The 19,124-nt window shown below is 66.3% G+C and carries 17 protein-coding genes; 11 read left to right on the top strand and 6 right to left on the bottom strand.

The genetic code is table 11. From position 1 onward, the window contains the following. Positions 1-53: 53 nt before the first annotated feature. From WKW82_RS27585 to WKW82_RS27540, 10 genes are all read left to right on the top strand, one after another. Entirely contained in the window at positions 54-1,211 is a 1,158-nt protein-coding gene (locus WKW82_RS27585; protein ID WP_340345772.1) for an ABC transporter substrate-binding protein, read from the top strand. Positions 1,212-1,327: 116 nt separating this feature from the next. After that, positions 1,328-2,470 carry an ABC transporter substrate-binding protein gene (locus WKW82_RS27580; protein ID WP_340345771.1) on the top strand — a complete coding sequence of 381 codons (1,143 nt, stop codon included), beginning with the start codon at positions 1,328-1,330 and terminating at the stop codon, positions 2,468-2,470. A gap of 288 nt (positions 2,471-2,758) precedes the next feature. Next, positions 2,759-4,081, top strand: a complete 1,323-nt coding sequence (locus tag WKW82_RS27575) for an aromatic ring-hydroxylating dioxygenase subunit alpha (RefSeq protein WP_340345770.1) — start codon at positions 2,759-2,761, stop codon at positions 4,079-4,081. Continuing rightward, on the top strand, positions 4,078-4,578 hold the full coding sequence (locus WKW82_RS27570) for an aromatic-ring-hydroxylating dioxygenase subunit beta (protein ID WP_340345768.1): 501 nt from the start codon (positions 4,078-4,080) through the stop codon (positions 4,576-4,578). Before WKW82_RS27575 ends, WKW82_RS27570 begins: the two co-directional genes overlap by 4 nt. A 43-nt stretch (positions 4,579-4,621) precedes the next feature. Continuing rightward, positions 4,622-5,779: an ABC transporter substrate-binding protein gene (locus WKW82_RS27565; protein ID WP_340345767.1), complete on the top strand. Its 1,158-nt coding sequence runs from the start codon at positions 4,622-4,624 to the stop codon at positions 5,777-5,779. 38 nt (positions 5,780-5,817) lie between these two features. Continuing rightward, positions 5,818-6,873, top strand: a complete 1,056-nt coding sequence (locus WKW82_RS27560) for a branched-chain amino acid ABC transporter permease (RefSeq protein WP_340345766.1) — start codon at positions 5,818-5,820, stop codon at positions 6,871-6,873. Next, positions 6,870-8,657, top strand: coding sequence for a branched-chain amino acid ABC transporter ATP-binding protein/permease (locus WKW82_RS27555; protein WP_340345765.1), 1,788 nt, complete (start codon positions 6,870-6,872; stop codon positions 8,655-8,657). The genes WKW82_RS27560 and WKW82_RS27555 overlap by 4 nt, the downstream gene beginning before the upstream one ends. Next, positions 8,654-9,385 (top strand): ABC transporter ATP-binding protein, encoded by a 732-nt coding sequence (locus WKW82_RS27550; RefSeq protein ID WP_340345764.1) that lies wholly within the window; start codon positions 8,654-8,656, stop codon positions 9,383-9,385. Before WKW82_RS27555 ends, WKW82_RS27550 begins: the two co-directional genes overlap by 4 nt. 21 nt (positions 9,386-9,406) lie before the next feature. Next, on the top strand, positions 9,407-10,990 hold the full coding sequence (locus WKW82_RS27545; protein WP_340345763.1) for an ATP-dependent acyl-CoA ligase: 1,584 nt from the start codon (positions 9,407-9,409) through the stop codon (positions 10,988-10,990). Between the two features lie 6 nt (positions 10,991-10,996). Further along, positions 10,997-11,767, top strand: a complete 771-nt coding sequence (locus WKW82_RS27540) for an SDR family NAD(P)-dependent oxidoreductase (RefSeq protein WP_340345762.1) — start codon at positions 10,997-10,999, stop codon at positions 11,765-11,767. A 22-nt stretch (positions 11,768-11,789) separates the two neighbouring features. Here WKW82_RS27540 and WKW82_RS27535 read toward each other — a convergent pair whose 3' ends face one another. From WKW82_RS27535 to leuC, 3 genes are read right to left on the bottom strand one after another with little or no spacing between them, the layout of a single operon-like run. Beyond that, positions 11,790-12,761 carry a tripartite tricarboxylate transporter substrate binding protein gene (locus tag WKW82_RS27535; RefSeq protein WP_340345761.1) on the bottom strand — a complete coding sequence of 324 codons (972 nt, stop codon included), beginning with the start codon at positions 12,759-12,761 and terminating at the stop codon, positions 11,790-11,792. Between the two features lie 37 nt (positions 12,762-12,798). Further along, entirely contained in the window at positions 12,799-13,449 is a 651-nt protein-coding gene (gene leuD / locus WKW82_RS27530) for a 3-isopropylmalate dehydratase small subunit (RefSeq protein ID WP_340345760.1), read from the bottom strand. After that, positions 13,446-14,864, bottom strand: coding sequence for a 3-isopropylmalate dehydratase large subunit (gene leuC, locus WKW82_RS27525; protein ID WP_340345758.1), 1,419 nt, complete (start codon positions 14,862-14,864; stop codon positions 13,446-13,448). Before leuC ends, leuD begins: the two co-directional genes overlap by 4 nt. A 151-nt stretch (positions 14,865-15,015) precedes the next feature. Between leuC and WKW82_RS27520 the strand changes: the two genes are divergently transcribed. Next, a complete protein-coding gene (locus WKW82_RS27520; protein WP_340345757.1) occupies positions 15,016-15,936 on the top strand; it encodes a LysR family transcriptional regulator in 921 nt (306 codons plus the stop codon). A gap of 118 nt (positions 15,937-16,054) precedes the next feature. On the opposite strand, the gene WKW82_RS27515 is transcribed toward WKW82_RS27520, so the two are convergent. From WKW82_RS27515 to WKW82_RS27505, 3 genes are read right to left on the bottom strand one after another with little or no spacing between them, the layout of a single operon-like run. Beyond that, a complete protein-coding gene (locus tag WKW82_RS27515) occupies positions 16,055-17,014 on the bottom strand; it encodes a Bug family tripartite tricarboxylate transporter substrate binding protein (protein ID WP_340345756.1) in 960 nt (319 codons plus the stop codon). 21 nt (positions 17,015-17,035) lie between these two features. Continuing rightward, positions 17,036-17,911, bottom strand: a complete 876-nt coding sequence (locus WKW82_RS27510) for an amidohydrolase family protein (RefSeq protein ID WP_340345754.1) — start codon at positions 17,909-17,911, stop codon at positions 17,036-17,038. Continuing rightward, on the bottom strand, positions 17,911-19,116 hold the full coding sequence (locus WKW82_RS27505) for a CaiB/BaiF CoA transferase family protein (protein ID WP_340345753.1): 1,206 nt from the start codon (positions 19,114-19,116) through the stop codon (positions 17,911-17,913). The genes WKW82_RS27510 and WKW82_RS27505 overlap by 1 nt, the downstream gene beginning before the upstream one ends. Between the last annotated feature and the right edge of the window lie 8 nt (positions 19,117-19,124).

Genomic DNA, 19,124 nt, shown 5'->3' with positions numbered 1-19,124 from the left:
TTACAAATCATGTTGTTGTCCCGATCAACACCATCTGTCACCTGAGGAAAGCCATGAATACTTCGACCCGTCTCTGCATCCGCACCGGCCTCGCGCTGGGCCTCAGCGCGCTGGCCGTCGCCAGCGCCTTTGCCGCCGACCTCAAGGTCGGCTTCATCACCTCGCTCTCGGGCCCGGTGTCCTCGCTGGGCATTCCCTATGAAAAGGGCATCAAGGCCGGCATGGCCTACAAGTCCGAAGTCGCGGGTCACAAGATCACGATGGTGCAGCTCGACGATGCGTCCGACCCGACGACGGCCGCACGCAATGCCCGCAAGATGATCGAGGAAGACAAGGTCGACGTGATCATCGGCACGGCCGGCTCGCCCGGCGCCCTGGCCATCGCGGCCGTGGCGCGCGAGACGAAGACGCCGCTGATCTCCATCGCCAACGCCAACCTGCCGGGCGACGAGGGCGCATGGATGGTCACGCTGCCGCAGCCGGCGCCGCTCATGGTGAGCGCGGTCGTGGAGCGCATGAAGAAGTCGGGCGTGAAGTCGGTCGGCTACATCGGCTTCTCGGACGCGTGGGGCGACCTGGTCTATGACGCGCTGAACAAGGCGGCCGAGCCGGCCGGCATCAAGGTGGTGAGCAACGAGCGCTATGCCCGCGCCGACACGTCGGTGGCCGGCCAGGTGCTGAAGATCGTCGCGCTGCGGCCGGACGCCGTGCTCACCGGCACCTCGGGCACGCCCGGTGCGCTGCCGTACCTGGCGCTGACCGATCGTGGCTACAAGGGCCAGATCTATGGCACGCATGCGCTGATCAATCCGGACTTCGTGCGTGTGGGCGGTGCCTCGGTCGAAGGCCTGCTGGCGCCGACCGGGCCGGTGATCGTGGCGGAGCAGTTGCCGGAAGGCAACCCGATGCGCAAGGTATCGATGGACTTCCGCGCGGCCTACCAGAAGGCCAACGGCGCGGCGCCGACGGATGCGTTCTCGGCCTATTCCTTCGACGGCTGGCTGTTGATGCTGGATGCGGCTTCGCGCACCAAGGGCGAGCCGGGCACGCCGCAGTACCGCGTGGCGCTGCGCGATGCGATCGTGAGTACCAAGGAGCTGGTGGGCACGCACAGCGTCTACAACTTCAAGCCGGACAACCGCTATGGCTCGGACGAGCGCTCGCGTGTGATCGTGAAGCTGGAAAAGGGCCAGTGGAAGCTGGTGCCTTGAACCATCGCCAGGCTGTGCGCATTTCGCGCGCCTGGCTTCGTGCCATTTATGCCAGCGGACACGGGAATCCGGTACCGCGGCAATCCTGAATTTGATCCTTGTCCTTGAAAGCGTCCATGCCAAAACTCAACCAGATACTTCTCGCCGCGGCCCTGGTCGCCGGCATGTCGAGCGCGCTCGCGGCGGACTTGAAGATCGGGCTGGTCAGTTCGTTGTCGGGGCCGGTCGCGGCGCTCGGCATTCCGTATGAGAAGGGCATCCGTGCGGCGATCGCGGAGCATCCGACGATCGGCGGGCGCAAGGTCGAGTTGATCGTGCTGGACGATGCGTCGGACCCGACGACGGCCGGGCGCAATGCGCGCAAGCTCGTGGTGGACGACAAGGTGGATGTGCTGATCGGCACCTCGGGCGTGCCGGGGGCGATGGCGATTGCCGCGGTGGCGAATGAGCTGAACACGCCGCTGATTTCGCCGACGCCGGTGGTGATTCCAGGTCCCGAGGGCGCGTGGACCGTCACTGTGTCGCAGCCCTTTCCGCTGATGGTGGCGGCGGTGGTGGACCGGATGAAGAAGCAGGGCGTGAAGACGGTGGCCTTCATCGGCTTTTCCGACGCGCTGGGCGACTTGGCCTACGACTCGCTGGTGAAGAGCGCGGAGCCAGCGGGCATCAAGATCGTGGCGAACGAGCGTTATGCGCGCTCGGACTCGTCGGTGGCGGGGCAGGTGCTGAAGATCGTGGCGCAGAAGCCGGATGCGGTGTTCGCGGGGAACTCCGGGACGCCGGGGGCGCTGCCTTATCTGGCCCTTGCCGAGCGCGGCTACAAGGGGCAGATCTATGGGACGCATGGGCTGATCAACGCGGACTTCGTGCGCGTGGGTGGTGCGTCGATCGAGGGCTTGCAGGTGCCTAGCGGGCCGGTGCTGGTGGCGGATCAACTGCCGGATGCCAATCCGATCAAGAAGGTGTCGATGGCGTTCCGGGCGGCCTACCAGAAGACGAATGGCGTGGTGCCGACGGATGCGTTCTCCTCGTATACCTATGACGCGTATCTGCTGTTGGCGGATGCGGCGTCGCGCGTGAAGATGGAGCCGGGGACGCCGCAGTACCGGACGGCCTTGCGTGATGCGATCGTGAACACGAAGGAGTTGGTGGGGACGCATGGGGTCTACAACTTCAAGCCTGACAACCGGTATGGGTCGGATCAGCGGGCTGTTGTGATCGTGCGGATGGAGAAGGGGCAGTGGAAGCTGGTTCCCTGATCGTTTGAACATGCTGCGTCCATCCGTTCGTTGTCGTTGGGCAGAGCGCCCGGCATGCGGTACGCGCCGGGTGCCTTCACTGTGCCGGCCCCTGCGGGGCTCCCCTGCAGTGCTCGCGATCCGCGGGGTCCGCCTGAACTCGCCTTCGGCTCAGACAGCAGGCGGCCCTGATCCGCGGATCGCTGCGCGCTTCGGCAGCACAGAGGCGGCACCCGTCGCGCACCGCACGCCGGGCTTGGGGTGTTCAATCGTTGCTCGCTCTTCTGTCGTTGCACGGGGCGGGTGCGCATGAACTATCGCGACCGCCCTGATGCGATCCGTGCGCTGGTGCAGGACGACCGCGTGCATCGCGATCTGTACCTGAGCGACGAACTCTTTGCGCTGGAGCAGGAGCACTTCTTCTCCAACACCTGGAACTACCTCGGGCATGCGAGCCAGGTGCCGAATGCCGGTGACTTTCTCGCGCAGGACATCGCGGGGAAGCCGCTGCTGATGGTGCGGCAGGCGGATGGCGGCATCCGCGTGTTCTACAACCGCTGCGCGCACAAGGGCACGCAGTTGGTCAGCGATGCCTGCGGCAACACCGGCAAGTTCTTTCGCTGCCCGTACCACGCATGGACCTACAAGCTCGATGGGTCGCCGCTGGCGATTCCGATCAAGGCGGGGTACGAGGGCACGCAGCTTCGCGAGTGCGCCTCGGGGCAGGGACTCACGGAACTGAAGCACGTGGCCGTGTACCGCGAGTTCGTGTTCGTGCGTCTGGGCGACCAAGGGCCGGGCTTCGAGGATTACTTCGGCGAGGTGCTGCGCGCTATCGACAACATGGTCGACCGCTCGCCGGAAGGCAAGCTCACGCTGGCCGGGGGCGCGATGCGCAACATCATCCACTGCAACTGGAAGATGTACCTGGAGAACATCAACGACACGGTGCATCCGATGTCGACGCACGAGTCGGCCACGCGGGCGGCCAACACGGTGTGGGCGGGGCATTCGGCGGATGAAGCGAAGCCGATGGCGATGGAGCAGATCCTGCCCTTTGGCGCGGGCTACGAGTTCTTCGACAAGATGGGCGGGCGGGTGTTCGCACACGGGCACAGCGTGCTGGGGATCAACTTCAGCATTCACTCCAACTATGCGCAGGTGCCGGACTACGAGGCCGCCATGCGCGAGGCCCACGGCGCGGAGCGCGCGACGGAGATCCTGCAGCGCTCACCTCAGAACTCGGTGCTGTTTCCGAGCCTGTCGGTGAAGGGCTCGCCGCAGGCGATTCGTGTGATTCGTCCGCTGGCTGCGAACCGCACGCTGGTGGAGGCCTACGCGTTTCGCGCGGCCGGTGCGCCGGACATCCTGTTCGAGCGGGCCATGAGCTACAACCGGCTCGTGTTCTCGCCGATGTCGATGGTCGCGCATGACGACGTGCACCTGTTCGAGAGCATGCAGCAAGGGCTGCGTGCCGAGGGCAATGAATGGGTGAGCCTGCATCGCGACTTCAAGGCTGGCGAGTTCGACGTGTCCACGCAGGACACCAACGGCACCAATGAACTGCTGATGCGCAACCAGTTTCGTGCGTGGTCGCGGTTCATGACGCTGGGAATGGAGGCTGCCGCATGAATGCCGGCGCGACCCCGGTGGTCGACGAGAACGCGCTGTGTCGCTTCGTCGCGGACGAGGCCAACTTGCTCGACGAACGCCGCTTCGACGAGTGGCTGGACCTGTTTGCCGACGACGGCCGCTACTGGGTGCCGCTGCTGGGCCGCATGCAGGCCGACCCGCATTCGCACAACTCGCTCGCCTATGAGGACAAGCTGCTGCTGCGCCTGCGCATCGAGCGCTTGAAGGACCCGCGCGCGCATTCGCAGCATCCGCCGAGCCATTGCCAGCATGTGCTGCAAGCGGCCCGTGTGGAGCGCTTCGACTCGGACGCGGGCACGGCCACGCTGCGCACCCCCTTCCTCTACATCGAATCGCGTGGCGAGCAGCAACTGATGCTCGCCGGCAGCTATCGGCACACGCTGGTGCGCACCGCCGATGGGTTGCGCATCCGGCAGAAGCGCGTGGACTTGCTGGGCGCCGAACGCGCCTTGCCGGCCGTGCAACTCTTCATCTGATTTTTCTGTTTCCCCGAACCACAACACCACGAGGAGTTCTTCCATGAATCGCTTGATGCAGACCCTGACCCGCAGCACGGTGGCGATCGCCGTGATGACCGCATGCGTCGCGAGCGCATTGGCGGCCGATCTCAAGGTCGGGCTGAGCGTTTCGCTGTCCGGTCCCAATTCCTCGCTCGGCGTGCCGTATTCCAAGGGCATGGCGGCCGCACAGGCCTACAAGGGCGAGATCAACGGGCGCAAGGTGCAGCTCATCGTGCTGGACGACGGCTCCGATCCGACCACCGCGGGCCGCAATGCGCGCAAGCTGATCGAGGAGGAGAAGGTCGACGTGATCATGGGCACCTCGGGCGTGCCGGCCGCGATCGCGATGGCGCAGGTGGCCAAGGAAACCAAGACGCCGATGATCGGCCTCACGCCCATCCTGCTGGACGCGGCCGACAACCCCTGGGTCATGACGGTCGCGCAGCCGACGCAGCTGATGATCGACGCGGTGGTCGAGCGCATGAAGCGCAACAACGTGAAGACGGTTGGCTATATCGGCTTCAGCGATGCCTGGGGCGATCTGGTCTACACCGCGATGATGAAGGCCGCGCCGAAGGCCGGCATCACCGTGGTGAGCAATGAGCGTTATGCACGCGCGGACGCATCGGTCACTGGCCAGGTGCTGAAGATCGTCGCACTCAAGCCCGATGCGGTGATGACTGGCGGCGCGGGAACGCCGGGTGCGCTGCCCTTCCTGGCCTTGCAGGAGCGCGGCTACAAGGGCGGCGTGTATGGCCAGCATGGCCTGATCAACCCCGACTTCGTGCGCGTCGTCGGCGCGGCCGGGCAGGGTGCGCTGATGCCCACCGGCCCGATCATCGTGGCCGAGCAACTGCCGGACAACTATCCGACCAAGAAGATCGGCCTCGATTTCCGCTCGGTCTTCCAGAAGACCAACGGCGCACCGACGACCGATGCGTTCTCGGCCTATTCCTTCGACGGCTGGCTGGTGTTCGCCGATGCCGCCGCGCGCGCCAAAGGCGAGCCGGGCACGCCGGAATTCCGGGTGGCGCTGCGCGATGCGATCTTCAGCACCAAGGAAGTGGTGGGCACGCATGGCGTCTACACCTTCAAGCCGGGTGACATCTCCGGTGTGGACGAGCGCGCACGCGTGATCGTGAAGCTCGAAGACGGCAAGTGGAAGCTGGCGCCCTGAATGCACGCAGCTGACATGAATCAAAAGGGAGCGCTTCAATGACGTGGGACGTGGCACTCATCCTGGGCATCGACGGCCTGGCCAACGGTGCCGTTTATCTGCTCGCCGGCCTGGGCCTGGTGCTGATCTTCTCGGTGACGCGGGTGGTCTTCGTGCCGTTCGGCGACGTGGCCGCTTTTGCGGCGCTGACGCTGGCGGCTTTCGAGACCGGCCGCACGCCGCCGACCATCGGCCTGGTGCTGACGCTGGCCTTGCTGGCGACGCTGACCGAGGTCGGCAGCCTGGTGCGGCGCGGTGAATACGCGCGCATTCCGAAAGCCATCCTGGCGTGGGGGCTGCTGCCTGCCGTGCCCTGCTTGCTGGCCTGGCTGGCGGCGCGTGCGGGCATGCCGGCCGTGCTGCAGATCGCTGCCTCTGTGCTGCTGGTGGTGCCGATCGCGCCGTTGCTGGCACGCGTGGTGTTCCAGCCGATCGCGGATGCGTCGGTTCTGGTGCTGCTGATCGTGTCGCTGGCGCTGCACTTCCTGCTTTCGGGACTGGGCCTGCTGTTCTTCGGGCCTGAAGGCTCGCGCACGCAACCGCTGGCTTCCGGCATGCTGACCTTGGGCGACGGCTTCACGGTGAGCGGGCAGGTGATCCTGATGGTGACCTCGGCGCTGGTGCTCAGTGGCTTGTTCTTCCTGGTGTTCGAGCGCACGGTGGCTGGCAAGGCCTTGCGCGCGACCGCGGTCAATCGTGTTGGCGCGCGGCTCGTGGGCATCCGGCCGGCGCGCACTGCGATGCTGGCCTATGGCTGCGCTTCGTTGCTCGCGGGCCTGATCGGCATCCTGATCGCGCCGGTGACCACGATGTACTACGACTCGGGTTTCATCATCGGCCTGAAGGCTTTCGTGGCCGCGATCATCGGCGGGCTTGTGAGCTATCCGATGACGGCTGTGGGTGCGCTGGCGGTCGGGTTGGTCGAGAGCTTCGCTTCGTTCTGGAGCGGGGCGCTGAAGGATGTGATCGTGTTCAGCCTGCTGATTCCGGTGCTGATGCTGCGCTCGTTCCTCGCGGCGCATGTGGAAGAGGATGAGGAGGAGTTGGACCAATGAACCACCGTACCAACTTCCGCTTGTTGATCGGCGTGGTAATCGCCGCCATCCTGCTGGCTCCCCTGGTCCTCGGCAACTTCACCGTCTCGCTGATGAACGACATCGGCATCGGCTCACTCGTGGCGCTCGGCTTGGTGCTGCTCACGGGCGTCGGCGGCGCGACCTCCTTCGGGCAGGCGGCTTTCGTAGGTATCGCCGCGTATGCGACGGCATGGCTCACCACGGCGCAGGGCATGTCGCCATGGATCGGCCTGCTGTTCGCGCTGTTGCTGACGGGCTTGTCCGCGCTGGCGATCGGCATGCTCACGCTGCGGCTGGGCGGGCACTTCCTGCCGTTGTCCACCATTGCCTGGGGCCTGTCGATCGCGATGCTGTTCGGCAACGTCGATGCGCTGGGTCGTCACACCGGGCTGTCGAACATCCCGGCCTTGAAGATCGCGGGCTGGTCGCTGGTCGAGCCGCGTGCCATCTACTACCTGATCTGGTTCATCGTCGGGCTGGCGATCCTGTTCAGCTACAACCTGCTCGCATCGCGGCCCGGTCGTGCGATCCGCAGCCTGCGCGGCGGTGCGACGCTGCTGGCCAGCGTGGGGGCGGATGCGTACCGCGTGCGGCTGTCGCTGTTCGTGCTGGCCGCGTTGTTCGCCGCACTGGCGGGCTGGCTCTATGCGCACATGAACCGCTTCGTGAGCCCTGCGCCTTTCGATGTGCGGGCCAGCATCGAGTACCTGCTGATGGCGGTGTCCGGTGGTCTCGGGCAACTGGCGGGGGCGCTGGTCGGTTCGGGCCTGGTGCTGGTGCTGAAGAACGCGCTGCAGGATGTGCTGCCGATGCTGACGCAACGCGCCGGCCAGTTGGAAGCGATCACCTTCGCGGCGCTGTTCATCCTGCTGGTGCACTTCGCACGCGGCGGGCTGATGGGCTTCCTGCGCAAGATGACGCATGGCCGCTTCGCCGCGCCGCGCTCCGACGAGAAGCTCTCCGCGCCAGTCGAGCCGCTACCGCATCGCAGTCTGCCTGCACGGGGCACGCGAATCCTGTCGGTCAACGGCGCGGTCAAGCGCTTCGGCGGGCTGGTGGCGGTGAACGAGGTGAGCTTCGACGTGAACGCAGGCGAGATCATCGGGCTGATCGGCCCGAACGGTGCCGGCAAGTCGACCATGTTCAACCTGCTGACCTGCACCCTGCCGATGACGGCCGGGCAGGTGCGCTTCCTCGATCGTGACATCGCCGGCATGCCGCAACGCGAAGTGGCGCGGCTGGGGTTGGCGCGTACCTTCCAGCATGTGAAGCTGCGGCCGCAGATGAGTCTGCTCGACAACGTCGCGCTCGGCGCGCACTCGCGCACGAAGGCGGGCGTGCTCAAGGCGGGCCTGCGGCTCGACCGCACGGAAGAGCGCCAGATCCTGCAGGAGGCCAAGCGGCAACTCGACCGGATCGGCCTGGGCGACCGCGCGCATGAACTCGCGGGCAGCCTGCCGCTGGGCACGCAGCGCATCCTGGAGATCGCGCGCGCGCTCGCCGCCGACCCGGTGCTGCTGGTGCTGGACGAACCCGCCGCGGGCCTGCGCCGCAAGGAAAAGATGGCGCTCGGCGACCTGCTGCGCAAGCTGCGCGAGGAAGGCGTGACGATCCTGATCGTCGAACATGACATGGACTTCGTGATGAAACTGGTGGACCGTCTGGTCGTGATGAATTTCGGCTCCAAGCTGGTCGAGGGCGTGCCCTCGGCGGTGCGCGCGGATGAGCGGGTGCAGGCGGCTTACCTGGGGAGCGTCGTATGAGTTCCATGCTCGAGATCGGCGACCTGCACGTGTCGTATGGCCAGGTCGATGCGGTGCGCGGCGTGTCGCTGTCGCTGGAGAAGGGACAGATCATCTCTGTCATCGGACCCAACGGCGCGGGCAAGACGACCCTACTCGCGGCGGCGATGGGCCTGCTGCCTTCCAAGGGCATCCTCAAATTCGAAGGCGAGGACATGCACGGCCTGGACGTGGAATCGCGCGTGGAGCGCGGCCTTTGCCTTGTGCCGGAAAAGCGCGAGCTGTTCGGCGAGCTGACCGTGCTCGACAACCTGCAACTCGGTGCATACGCCAAACGCCTGCGCAGCGATGCGCTGAAGAAGCGGCTGGAATCGGTGTACGACCGCTTCCCGCGGCTGGCCGAACGCAAGTCGCAGCGCGCCAACACGCTCTCCGGCGGCGAGCGGCAGATGCTCGCGGTCGGCCGCGCGTTGATGTCGGCGCCGCGCCTGTTGATGCTCGACGAGCCCAGCCTCGGCCTCGCGCCGCTGGTGGTGCGCGACATCCTCACCATCGTGCGCAAGCTGCGCGACGACGGTGTGTCGATCCTGCTGGTGGAGCAGAACGCGCGCGCTGCGCTGGAGAGTTCCGACGAAGGCTACGTGCTGGAGACCGGCGAGATCGCGCTGCATGGCGCATCGGCAGCGCTCTCCTGCGATCCGCGCGTGCAGGCCACGTATCTCGGTGGCGGTACGCACGATGAGGATTGATTGCCCGCAGGAGAGGCGTGCATGAAGGAAGCTGAAGCTTCGTCCGTGCGAACCTTGCCGGCCATGCTGCAAGGGCTGGCTGCGCGCTTCGGCGACAAGCCCTTGCTCTCGATCGCCGGCACGCGCTGGACGCATGCGCAGGCCGCCGATATCGTGGCCCGCCGTGCCGGTGCACTGCGACGCGCCGGTGTGCAACGTGGCGACCGCGTTGCGCTCATGTGCGGCAATCGCGTCGAATGCTTGGAAGTGTTCCTGGCCTGCGGCTGGATCGGCGCTGTCTCGGTGCCGATCAACACCGCTTCGATGGGTCCGCAGATCCAGTACTTCCTGGCGAACAGCGGTGCGCGCCTGCTGGTCATCGAGGATGCGCTGGCCGATCGATTGCAGACGGCGGACTTGTCGCAATGCGAACTTGCTGGGATCTGGATCGTGGGCGGAAACAACAACGAAGGCCAATCACGAAAAAGCACCGTTCCGTGCGTGCACATGCCGGACGACGGCGAAGCCACCGAAGCAGCGGACGTGCAGCCCGGCGACACCCTCGCGATCCTCTACACCTCCGGCACCACCGGCCCGGCCAAGGGGGTGACCTGCCCGCATGCGCAGTTCCACTGGTGGGGCGCCAACACGGCGCGCATCCTCGGCGTGACGGAAGGCGACGTGCTGTGCACCACGCTCCCGCTCTTTCACATCAACGCGCTGAACACCTTCGCCCAAGCCGCGCTGACCGGCGCCGAGGTGGTCTTTGCGCCGCGCTTCTCGGCCTCGGGCTTCTGGCCTGCCATGCGGGACTGCGGCGCGACGGTGGTGTACCTGCTCGGCGCGATGGTGCCCATCCTGCTTGCGCAGCCCGAAGGCGAGGGTGAGCGTTCCCACCGCGTGCGCATCGGCCTCGGCCCCGGCGTTACCGCGCAGGCGGGCGCGGACTTCCGCCGCCGCACCGGCGTACAACTGTTGGAAGGCTACGGCTCGACCGAGACCAACTTCGTCATCGCCACGCGGCCCGACGCGCCACGCACCGGCGTGATGGGCTGGCTGCAACCCGGCTTCGATGCACGTGTCGCCGACACGGCCGATGCCGCCTTGCCCGACGGCCATGCCGGCGAGTTGCTGCTGCGCGCCGACGAGCCCTTCGCCTTCGCCACCGGCTACTTCGGCATGCCCGACAAGACCGTGGAAGCCTGGCGCAACCTCTGGTTCCACACTGGCGACCGCGTGGTACGCGAGCCCGATGGCGCCTTTCGCTTCATCGACCGCATGAAGGATGCGATCCGTCGCCGCGGCGAGAACATCTCCTCGTATGAAGTCGAGCAGGTGCTGCTGAGCCATCCTTCGGTTGCGACGGTCGCGGTCTATCCCGTGAGTTCCGAACTGGCCGAAGACGAAGTCATGGCCTCGCTCATCGCCCAGCCTGGAACGCGCGTCGACCTCGCTGAACTCGTCGCCTTTTGCGAAGGCCGCCTGCCGTACTTCGCCATCCCCCGCTACATCGACATCGTCGACGACCTGCCGCGCACCGAGAACGGCAAGGTCCAGAAATTCAAGCTGCGCGAGCGCGGCGTGACCGCGACCACGTGGGATCGCGCGCCCTCCCGAAAGAAATAGCAAACCATGCCATCACTCGACAACCGCCACGCCGTCGTCACCGGCGCAGCCCGCGGCATCGGTGCCGAAATCGCCCGCACGCTCGCCGCCGACGGCGCCCGGCTCACCTTGCTCGGCCGCCAGCGCGACACCCTGCAACGCCTGGCCGACCAACTTCCCGGCAGCGGCCACTTCATCGCCGTGGCCGACGTAGCCGACCAGGCCTCGGTCACCGCCGCATTCGCCGAAGCACGCGCCGCGCTCGGCCCCGTGTCCATCCTCGTCAACAACGCCGGCCAGGCCGAAAGCGCGCCCTTCCTCAAGACCTCGCTCGACCTCTGGCAGCGCATGCTCGCCGTCAACCTTACCGGCAGCTTCCTCTGCGCGCAGGCCGCGCTGCCCGACATGCTGGAGGCCCGCCGGGGCCGCATCGTCAACATCGCGAGCACGGCCGGCCAGCGCGGCTATGCCTACGTCGCTGCCTACACGGCTGCCAAGCACGGCGTGGTCGGCCTGACGCGCTCGCTCGCACTCGAAGTGGCGCGCAAGGGCATCACGGTCAACGCCGTGTGCCCCGGCTACACCGACACCGACATCCTGCGCGACAGCGTCGCCAACGTGGTCGCCAAGACAGGCCGCAGTGCCGATGAAGCGATGGCCGAATTCGCCTCCGTCAACCCGCAGCAGCGCATCGTGCAACCGGGCGAGGTGGCGAATGCCGTGTGCTGGCTTTGCGGGGAGGCGGCTGCGTCGGTGACGGGGCAGTCGATCTCCGTGTCGGGTGGCGAAGTGATGTGACGAGCGACTGCTCGCAGCTTGCTCAGTCCGCCTTGATCCCGCGCTCCTTGATGAGCCTGCCCCACTGCGGCAGTTCCTTCTCAAGCCGGGCGCGTGCCTGTTCGGGCGTCGAAGGAATCGGATCGAAGCCTTCCTTGGTCATGCGCGCAGCAACTGCGGGCGACTTGAGCGCCTCGTTCAGGCTCGCGTTCAGCTTGTCGATGACGGCCTTGGGCGTCGCAGCAGGCGCAAACACCATGAACCACGTCTCGAAGCTGTAGTTGGCCAGGCCGGCTTCAGCCAGTGTCGGAACGTCGGGCATCAAGGGCGAGCGCTTGGTGCCAGTGACGCCCAGCGCGCGCAGCTTGCCGCCTTGCACTTGCGGCAGCGCCGCTGACAGCACGGGGAAGCTCAAGCTGACCTGCCCGCCGATGGTGTCGACGAGGGCCGGGCCACCGCCACGGTAGGGGATGTGGACCAGCGGAACATCCGCATTCGCCTTGAACAATTCAGCGGCCATGTGGAAGGTGCTGCCGCCACCTGCGGAAGCGTAGTTGTGCTTGCCGGGCTCGGCCTTCAGCAGTGCGATCAGCGACTTCACGTCCTTGGCGGGCAGGCTGTTGGTCACGACCAGCACGTGCTGCGAACTCGCGACCATGCCGATCGGCGCCAGGTCCTTCAGCGTGTCGTAGGGCATCTTGGGCGTCAGCGCAGGATTGATCGCCAGCGAGACGGTCTGCAGGCCGATGGTGTAGCCGTCGGGTGCGGACTTCGCCACGGCATCCACACCCAGGTTGCCGCCCGCACCGGCCCGGTTGTCTACCACCATGACACCGCCGAGCTTCTTGGCCCACTCATCGGTCACGAGTCGCGCCGCGATATCGGCGCTGCCGCCGGGGGCGTAGGGAACGATCAGCTTGATCGGGCGTTGCGGCCAATCGGGGCCTTGGGCCTGTGCGCCGAATGACGCGCCAATGGAAAGCGCAAGCGAAAGAAGTGCGTGACGTCGTTGCATGGATGTGTCTCCTGGGTCCTGGTTGAATTCGAAGGGATCAGTGCGCGTCGAGCCGCGCCTTGGTGCGTCCGGCCACGTCCTTGACCCATGGCTGGGCTGCCCAATGCCGGGATGCGAATGCCTCGATCTCGGCCTTGTGGCTCAGGGAGGCGCCGATCATGTCCAGGCCTTGCATGAACATGGTGCGATGGCGCGGGCTCATCGTGAAGGCGAAGGTATGGCGGGGCGACTTGACCGTCATGGTCTCCACGTCGACCGCAAGGTGCAGCGGCGTTGCGCCCTGCCGTGATTCATCGAGCAGTGCCTGCACTTCGTCCTCGGCCAGCATGACGGTCAGCAAGCGGTTGTTCATGGCGTTCGAATAGAAGATCTCTCCATACGCTGAAGCAATCACCGCCTGGATGCCGAACTGCTGCAACCCCCACACGGCATGTTCCCGGCTCGAACCGCAGCCGAAGTTCGGGCCGGCGATAAGGATGCGGGTGCCGGCGTACGCAGGCCGGTTCAGGATGAAGTCCGGCTTCATCTCGCCGTCGCCGCTGAAGCGGTGATCCCACAGCAGGCCCCGATCCAGCCCTGCCTTGTCGATGCCGTGCAGGAACTGCTTCGGCATGATCTGGTCGGTGTCGAGGTTGGCAATCTCGATGGGCGCGGCGATGCCTTCGATGGCGCGGGCAAGTTCGGTCATGCGATGCTTTCAGGTGTTTCGGCGTTCATGTGGCGGACGTCGGTGATGTGGCCGGTGATCGCGGCTGCGGCGGCCATGGCGGGGCTCATCAGGTGCGTGACCGCGCCGCGTCCTTGTCGCCCTTCGAAGTTGCGATTGGTGGTCGATGCGCATCGCTGCCCCGGAGACAGGATGTCGTCGTTCATCGCGAGGCACATCGAGCAGCCCGGTTGCCGCCATTCGAAGCCGGCGTCGATGAGGATTTGCGCGATCCCCTCCGCTTCGGCCTGGGCCTTGACCGCGCCGGAGCCGGGAACCACCATGGCCCTCAAAGTCGGCGACACGTGCCGCCCCTCGACGACCTTTGCCACGGCTCGCAAGTCCTCGATGCGCGCGTTGGTGCATGACCCGATGAAGACGTGGTCCACCTTCAGCCCTTCGAGCGACATGCCGGCTTCCAGTCCGGTGTAGCGCAGCGCCTGCTCCGTGCTCAGCCGTTGCGAGCCCTCGGGTGCCGGCACGCTGCCGGTGATGGGGATCGCCTGGTCGGGGCTGGTGCCCCAGGTCACATGGGGCGCCACGTCGCTGGCGTCGAAGCGATGCTCGATGTGGAACACCGCATCGTCATCGCTGAAGAGGGTTGCCCAGTGGGCCAGCGCGCGATCGCGGATGTCGCCGCTAATGTCGGGCGCGCGCGCCAGCACGTAGTCGATGGCCACCTGGTCCGGCGCGATGAGGGCACCGCGGGCACCGGCCTCGACCGTCATGTTGCACAGCGTGAATCGCGCCTCGATGGACAACGCGTCGATCGCGCTGCCGCAGAACTCGACCGCATGGCCACGCGCGCCTTGCGCACTGATGCGGCTGATGATCATGAGGATCAGGTCCTTGGAGGTCGTGCCGATCGGCAGTTGTCCGTCGACACGGATCCGCATGTCCTCCGCGGTGCGATAGACCAGCGTCTGCGTGGCCAGCACATGCTCCACTTCCGACGTGCCGATGCCGAAGCCCAGTGCACCGAGCGCGCCGTAGGTCGTGGTGTGGCTGTCGCCGCAGATCACCACCATGCCGGGCCGGATCATTCCGTGCTCGGGCGCGATGATGTGTTCGATTCCCTGGAGTGCGTCGTTGGTGTCGAACAGCGGAATGCCATGGCGAACGCAGTTGCGCTTCAGGTTGCTCGCCTGCAGCGCAGCCGCCGGGTTCTGGATGATGCGATTCGCGACAGGGTGGGTCGGGATGACGTGGCTCACTGTCGAGACGTTCTGCGCCGGCAACAGCACGTCGCGACCCTGCTCGTGCAGTCCGGCGAAGGCCTGCGGGCTGGTGTACTCGTTCATCAGGTGAAGGTCGCAGAACAGCAGCACGTTCTGCTCGTCGAGCCGCGTGACCGTGTGGGAGTCGACGAGCTTTTGATAAAGGGTTCGAGACGGCATGGGCCTGTCCTTGGTCGTGGGGTGGGTCTTGAAATCTGCGGACTTGGATCGGTTGCCCGGTGCCAATGAGGGGAAGTTTATTGATGACTGGTGACAACATAAATAGCTCATGAGACACTTCATAGTTGCCTTCAGAGAATGAATCAAAGTCATGGATGCCTTCTCCGATCTCGCGTTCTTCACGCTGGTCATCCGGCTGGGAACGCTCGCCGCCGCGGCCCAGCAAATGGGCGTCACGGCGCCTTCCGTCAGCAAGCGCCTCGCGGCCCTGGAGGCGCGCTTGGGCGTGCGATTGCTCAACCGCACGACACGGCGCATCAGCCTTACGCCGGAGGGTGAGACCTATGTGAGCGAAGGCGCCCGCGTGCTCGCCGACATGGATGAACTGGAGCGGCGGGTGGCCGGCGCCAAGGCCGTGCCGCGCGGGCAGATCAAGCTGAGTGCGACCCTGGGATTCGGTCGCCGGCATGTTGCACCGGCGCTGTCGAAATTCGCGCGTGCCTATCCGGAGGTCGAGGTCCAGCTGAGCCTGACCGAAAAGCCGGTGAACCTGGTCGAGCAAGGCTTCGACGCCTCGATCCGATTCGGCGAACTCCCCGACGCGCGCCTGACCGCGCGGCTGCTGGCGCCGAACAAGCGCATCCTGTGCGCCGCACCGTCCTATCTACGGCGCGCAGGCGAGCCGACGCTGCCCGGCGAACTGCAGCGGCACCATTGCCTCTTCATCCGCGAGAGCGACGACACCTACGGCACTTGGCACCTTCGCTCAGGCAGCCGGCAGGAGACCGTCAAGGTTCGCGGCCCGCTGAGCAGCAATGACGGCGACTGCGCGCTGTCGTGGGCGCTGGAAGGGCACGGCATTCTGATGCGCTCCCTGTGGGATGCCGCGCCCTACCTGCGATCGGGTCGATTGCGACCCGTGCTGCCGGAGTGGTCCTTGCCGAAGGCCGACATCTACCTGGTGTTCCCGAACAAGGGCAACATGTCTGCCAAGACGCGTGTGTTCGTTGACTTCATGCTGAAGCGGTTTGAGATGCATCGCGAATCCAGCGATGAGAGTTGGGGTTGGTGAGGCATCACGCTGCTCACGCGTGAGGCCAATGTGCCCCCAAGCTCACGTTCGGCCAGAGCTTGATTCGCCCCGCCGCATTGCAGCGCGTGCCCCTGGGGCCCGAGCAGCACCTGCGTCCTCAATCCACCTGAATCCCACGAGCCTTCACCAGTGCGCTGACCCGCGCACTTTCGTCCTGCACGAACTTCGAGAACGACTCGGGCGACGTGCCTGCGGGCACGAGACCGAGTTGCAGCAGCTTCTCGTTGACCTTGGGGTCGTTCACAGCAGCCTGCACGGCCTTGCCGAGCTTCTGCACGATTTCCGGCGGTGTGCCCTTGGGCAGGAAGACGCCGTTCCACTCGACCACGTTGTAGCCGGGCAGCCCCGACTCGGCGAGCGTCGGGGTGTCTGGCAGGCTGGGCACGCGCTTGGCCGAACTGACGGCGAGGGCACGCAACTTGCCGGACTTGACGTAGCTCGAGGTCGATGCGACGTTGCCGAAGTAGGTCGACACCTGCTGGCCCATCACGTCGGTCAAGGCCGGTGCGCCGCCCTTGTACGGCACGTGCAGCAGGTTGAGCTTGGCCTGCTCGTTCAACGCTTCTCCCGCGAGGTGCGACCCGGTGCCGCCGCCGGCCGACGCGAAGGTCAGCTTGCCTGGGTTCTTGCGCGCAAAGGCGAGGAACTCCGCAACGTTCTTGTACGGGGCACTCTCGGGCACGACGAGGATCTGCGGCGCAGTGGCGACCAGCGAAACGGGGATGAAGTCCTTCGTCGCGTCGAATGGCAACTTGCGCAGCGATGGGTTGACCGAAAAGGCCGAGGCGTCGTAGAGCACGGTGTAGCCATCGGGGGCAGCCTTGGCCACGTTGTCGGCGCCGATCACGCCGCCGGCGCCGGGCTTGTTGTCGATGATGATCTGCTGGCCGAGTGCAACGCTCATCTGTTGCGCGACGATGCGCGCGGTGTTGTCCGCACCGCCGCCTGCCGCATAGGGGACCACCATGCGGATGGGTTTGTCGGGCCAGGCCGCGGCGGCCAGCAAGGGAACGCATGCCGCGAGGGCCGCGATGGATTTCAGGACGTGCGTGTTCATGGAAATGTCTCGGTTCTGGTTTCAGGAAAACTGGTAAAGCTGCGCGGGGTTGTCGACCAGCACGCGGTGCCGCGTGGCGTCGTCCGGAACCCATCGCGCGAGGAGGTCGAACAGCGCGGCGTCATCCGGTTTGTCGAGGGGTTCGGTCGAGTGCGGCCAGTCGCTGCCCCAGACCATGCGCTCGGGCGCCTGTCGCACCCAGGCCTGGGCGATCGATTCGGTATCGGCGTAGCCGCCTTCCGCACCCACGCTGCTGTTGAGGTACGCGCCAGACATCTTGATCCACGTGCGCCCGTTGCCGAGCAAGCGGCTGACGATCGCGTACGCAGGGTGCGCCTGCGGATCGGGCTGCGGCAGGCGGGCCAGATGGTCGAACACCAGCGAGCAAGGCAATCGTTGCAGCAAGGGCGCGTGCGCTTCGATCTGGTCGGCGCTCCAGTGCAGTTGAACGTGCCAGCCGAGCGCATGCACCCGGTGCGCCAAGGGCTCGACCATCGAGAAGTCGACGGCGGCATGCGTGGCCGTGTAGAGCGTGAACCGGATGCCGCGAATGCCGCCGGCATGCAGGCGCTCGAGCTCGTCATCCGTCACGTCGGGCCGCACCACGGCGACGCCGCGCGCCTGTCGTGGCCCGAGCGACTGGATGGCAGCGAGCGTGACCGCGTTGTCCGTGCCATGCACGCGCGGTTGCACGACGACCGTGCGCTGCGTACCGAGGCGTTGCTGGAGCAACCGGTAGTCGTCGACGGTGGCGCCATCGACCATGGCGTCCGGTGCGCCAATGCTTGCAAAGCGACGGTCGAAGATGTGCATGTGTGCGTCGCAGGCGCCGGCGGGAACGGCCGTGCGCGGCTTGCCCTCGCCGCTGCTGTTGGGGACCTGACCCTGCGCTGTCATCAGGCGCCTGCGACGCAGTCCTGTATCTGCGATGTCTGCGATGCGATCACCATCGCCGTGTGCTGCCCCAGCGTGGGTGCGGCAAAGGGCAGGGGACCGGGGGTGCGGTCGAACTTGATCGGCCGCGTGAAGCCCCGGTAGGAGCCGAGCGTCGGGTGCTCGAAGGTGGCGACCATGTCTTCGGCCAGCACCTGTTCGTTGTCGAACATGTCCTCGACCGTGCGGGCCGCGGCGCAGGGCACGGCTTCCCCGAAGACTTCTTCCCATTCGGTGGCCGTGCGTGCGGCCAGCGCCTGGTGCAGCTTCGGCACGATCTCGGTGAAGTGCTGGGCCCGCTTGCGCACGCTGTCGTAGCGCTCGTCGGCTGCCAATTCCGGCAGGCCTACCCTGTCGCAAAGTGCCTTCCAGAAGTGCGGCGTGTTGGCGGAAATGTAGAGGTGGCCTTCCTTCGTCGGATGGATGCCGGTGATGCCGCCCGAGCGCATGTCGCGGCCCACATCCTTCGCCTCGCCCTCGGCCCACACCATCCGGGCCGACTGCATCGTGAGTGCCGCCCGCAACAGCGACACGCCGACGAACTGACCCTGGCCGCTCTTCTCGCGCTCGTACAGCGCGGAAGCGACGCCCGCGGCCACCAGCGCGGCGGCGTAGTAGTCGACCACGGAGCCGTAGAGGATCTCGGGCGGTTCGCCGCGCTTGCCCTGGAGCGTGCACATGCCGGTCATGGTCTGCAGCACCTGGTCGTAGCCGGCCTTGTCCTTCATCGGGCCGGTCTCGCCGTAGCCGGTGACGTTGCAATAGATCAGCCGCGGGTTGATCGCCTTCAACTGCTCATAGGCGATGCCCAGGCGCGGTGGCACGTTGGGGCGGAAGTTGTGCACCAGCACGTCGGCGGTGCGCACCAGCGCCATCAGCGCGGCATGGTCCTCGGGTTGCTTGAGATCGAGCGCGACGCCGAGCTTGCTGCGATTGACGCCGATGAAGGCGCGGCTCTCGGCCTCCAGCGTCGAAGGGTACTTGCGCAGGTTGTCGCCCGTGGGCGGCTCGATCTTGATGACCTCGGCGCCCTGGTCGGCCAGCAGCGAGCAGCCGTACGGTCCCGCGATGTAGGCACTCAGGTCCAGCACCCGCAGGCCGGACAGCGGACCTTGGGGGCCGGTGCGCGCCGGGAGGCTCGATTCGTTGATTTCAGCGAAGGCGTTCATGGTGGTCC

Origin of the sequence: Variovorax rhizosphaerae (assembly GCF_037889975.1) — a bacterium.
Classification (GTDB): domain Bacteria; phylum Pseudomonadota; class Gammaproteobacteria; order Burkholderiales; family Burkholderiaceae_C; genus Variovorax; species Variovorax rhizosphaerae.
This window is presented reverse-complemented; position numbering and strand designations above follow the sequence as displayed.

What these genes read in the sequence shown, in the direction of transcription:
- WKW82_RS27520 (WP_340345757.1), top strand. Translation starts at nt 15,016, where the DNA reads ATGGATGCCTTCTCCGATCTCGCGTTCTTCACGCTGGTCATCCGGCTG.
- WKW82_RS27575 (WP_340345770.1), top strand. Translation starts at nt 2,759, where the DNA reads ATGAACTATCGCGACCGCCCTGATGCGATCCGTGCGCTGGTGCAGGAC.
- WKW82_RS27515 (WP_340345756.1), bottom strand. Translation starts at nt 17,014, where the DNA reads ATGAACACGCACGTCCTGAAATCCATCGCGGCCCTCGCGGCATGCGTT.
- WKW82_RS27545 (WP_340345763.1), top strand. Translation starts at nt 9,407, where the DNA reads ATGAAGGAAGCTGAAGCTTCGTCCGTGCGAACCTTGCCGGCCATGCTG.
- WKW82_RS27540 (WP_340345762.1), top strand. Translation starts at nt 10,997, where the DNA reads ATGCCATCACTCGACAACCGCCACGCCGTCGTCACCGGCGCAGCCCGC.
- WKW82_RS27560 (WP_340345766.1), top strand. Translation starts at nt 5,818, where the DNA reads ATGACGTGGGACGTGGCACTCATCCTGGGCATCGACGGCCTGGCCAAC.
- WKW82_RS27505 (WP_340345753.1), bottom strand. Translation starts at nt 19,116, where the DNA reads ATGAACGCCTTCGCTGAAATCAACGAATCGAGCCTCCCGGCGCGCACC.
- WKW82_RS27510 (WP_340345754.1), bottom strand. Translation starts at nt 17,911, where the DNA reads ATGACAGCGCAGGGTCAGGTCCCCAACAGCAGCGGCGAGGGCAAGCCG.
- WKW82_RS27570 (WP_340345768.1), top strand. Translation starts at nt 4,078, where the DNA reads ATGAATGCCGGCGCGACCCCGGTGGTCGACGAGAACGCGCTGTGTCGC.
- leuD (WP_340345760.1), bottom strand. Translation starts at nt 13,449, where the DNA reads ATGACCGAACTTGCCCGCGCCATCGAAGGCATCGCCGCGCCCATCGAG.
- leuC (WP_340345758.1), bottom strand. Translation starts at nt 14,864, where the DNA reads ATGCCGTCTCGAACCCTTTATCAAAAGCTCGTCGACTCCCACACGGTC.
- WKW82_RS27580 (WP_340345771.1), top strand. Translation starts at nt 1,328, where the DNA reads ATGCCAAAACTCAACCAGATACTTCTCGCCGCGGCCCTGGTCGCCGGC.
- WKW82_RS27565 (WP_340345767.1), top strand. Translation starts at nt 4,622, where the DNA reads ATGAATCGCTTGATGCAGACCCTGACCCGCAGCACGGTGGCGATCGCC.
- WKW82_RS27555 (WP_340345765.1), top strand. Translation starts at nt 6,870, where the DNA reads ATGAACCACCGTACCAACTTCCGCTTGTTGATCGGCGTGGTAATCGCC.
- WKW82_RS27550 (WP_340345764.1), top strand. Translation starts at nt 8,654, where the DNA reads ATGAGTTCCATGCTCGAGATCGGCGACCTGCACGTGTCGTATGGCCAG.
- WKW82_RS27585 (WP_340345772.1), top strand. Translation starts at nt 54, where the DNA reads ATGAATACTTCGACCCGTCTCTGCATCCGCACCGGCCTCGCGCTGGGC.
- WKW82_RS27535 (WP_340345761.1), bottom strand. Translation starts at nt 12,761, where the DNA reads ATGCAACGACGTCACGCACTTCTTTCGCTTGCGCTTTCCATTGGCGCG.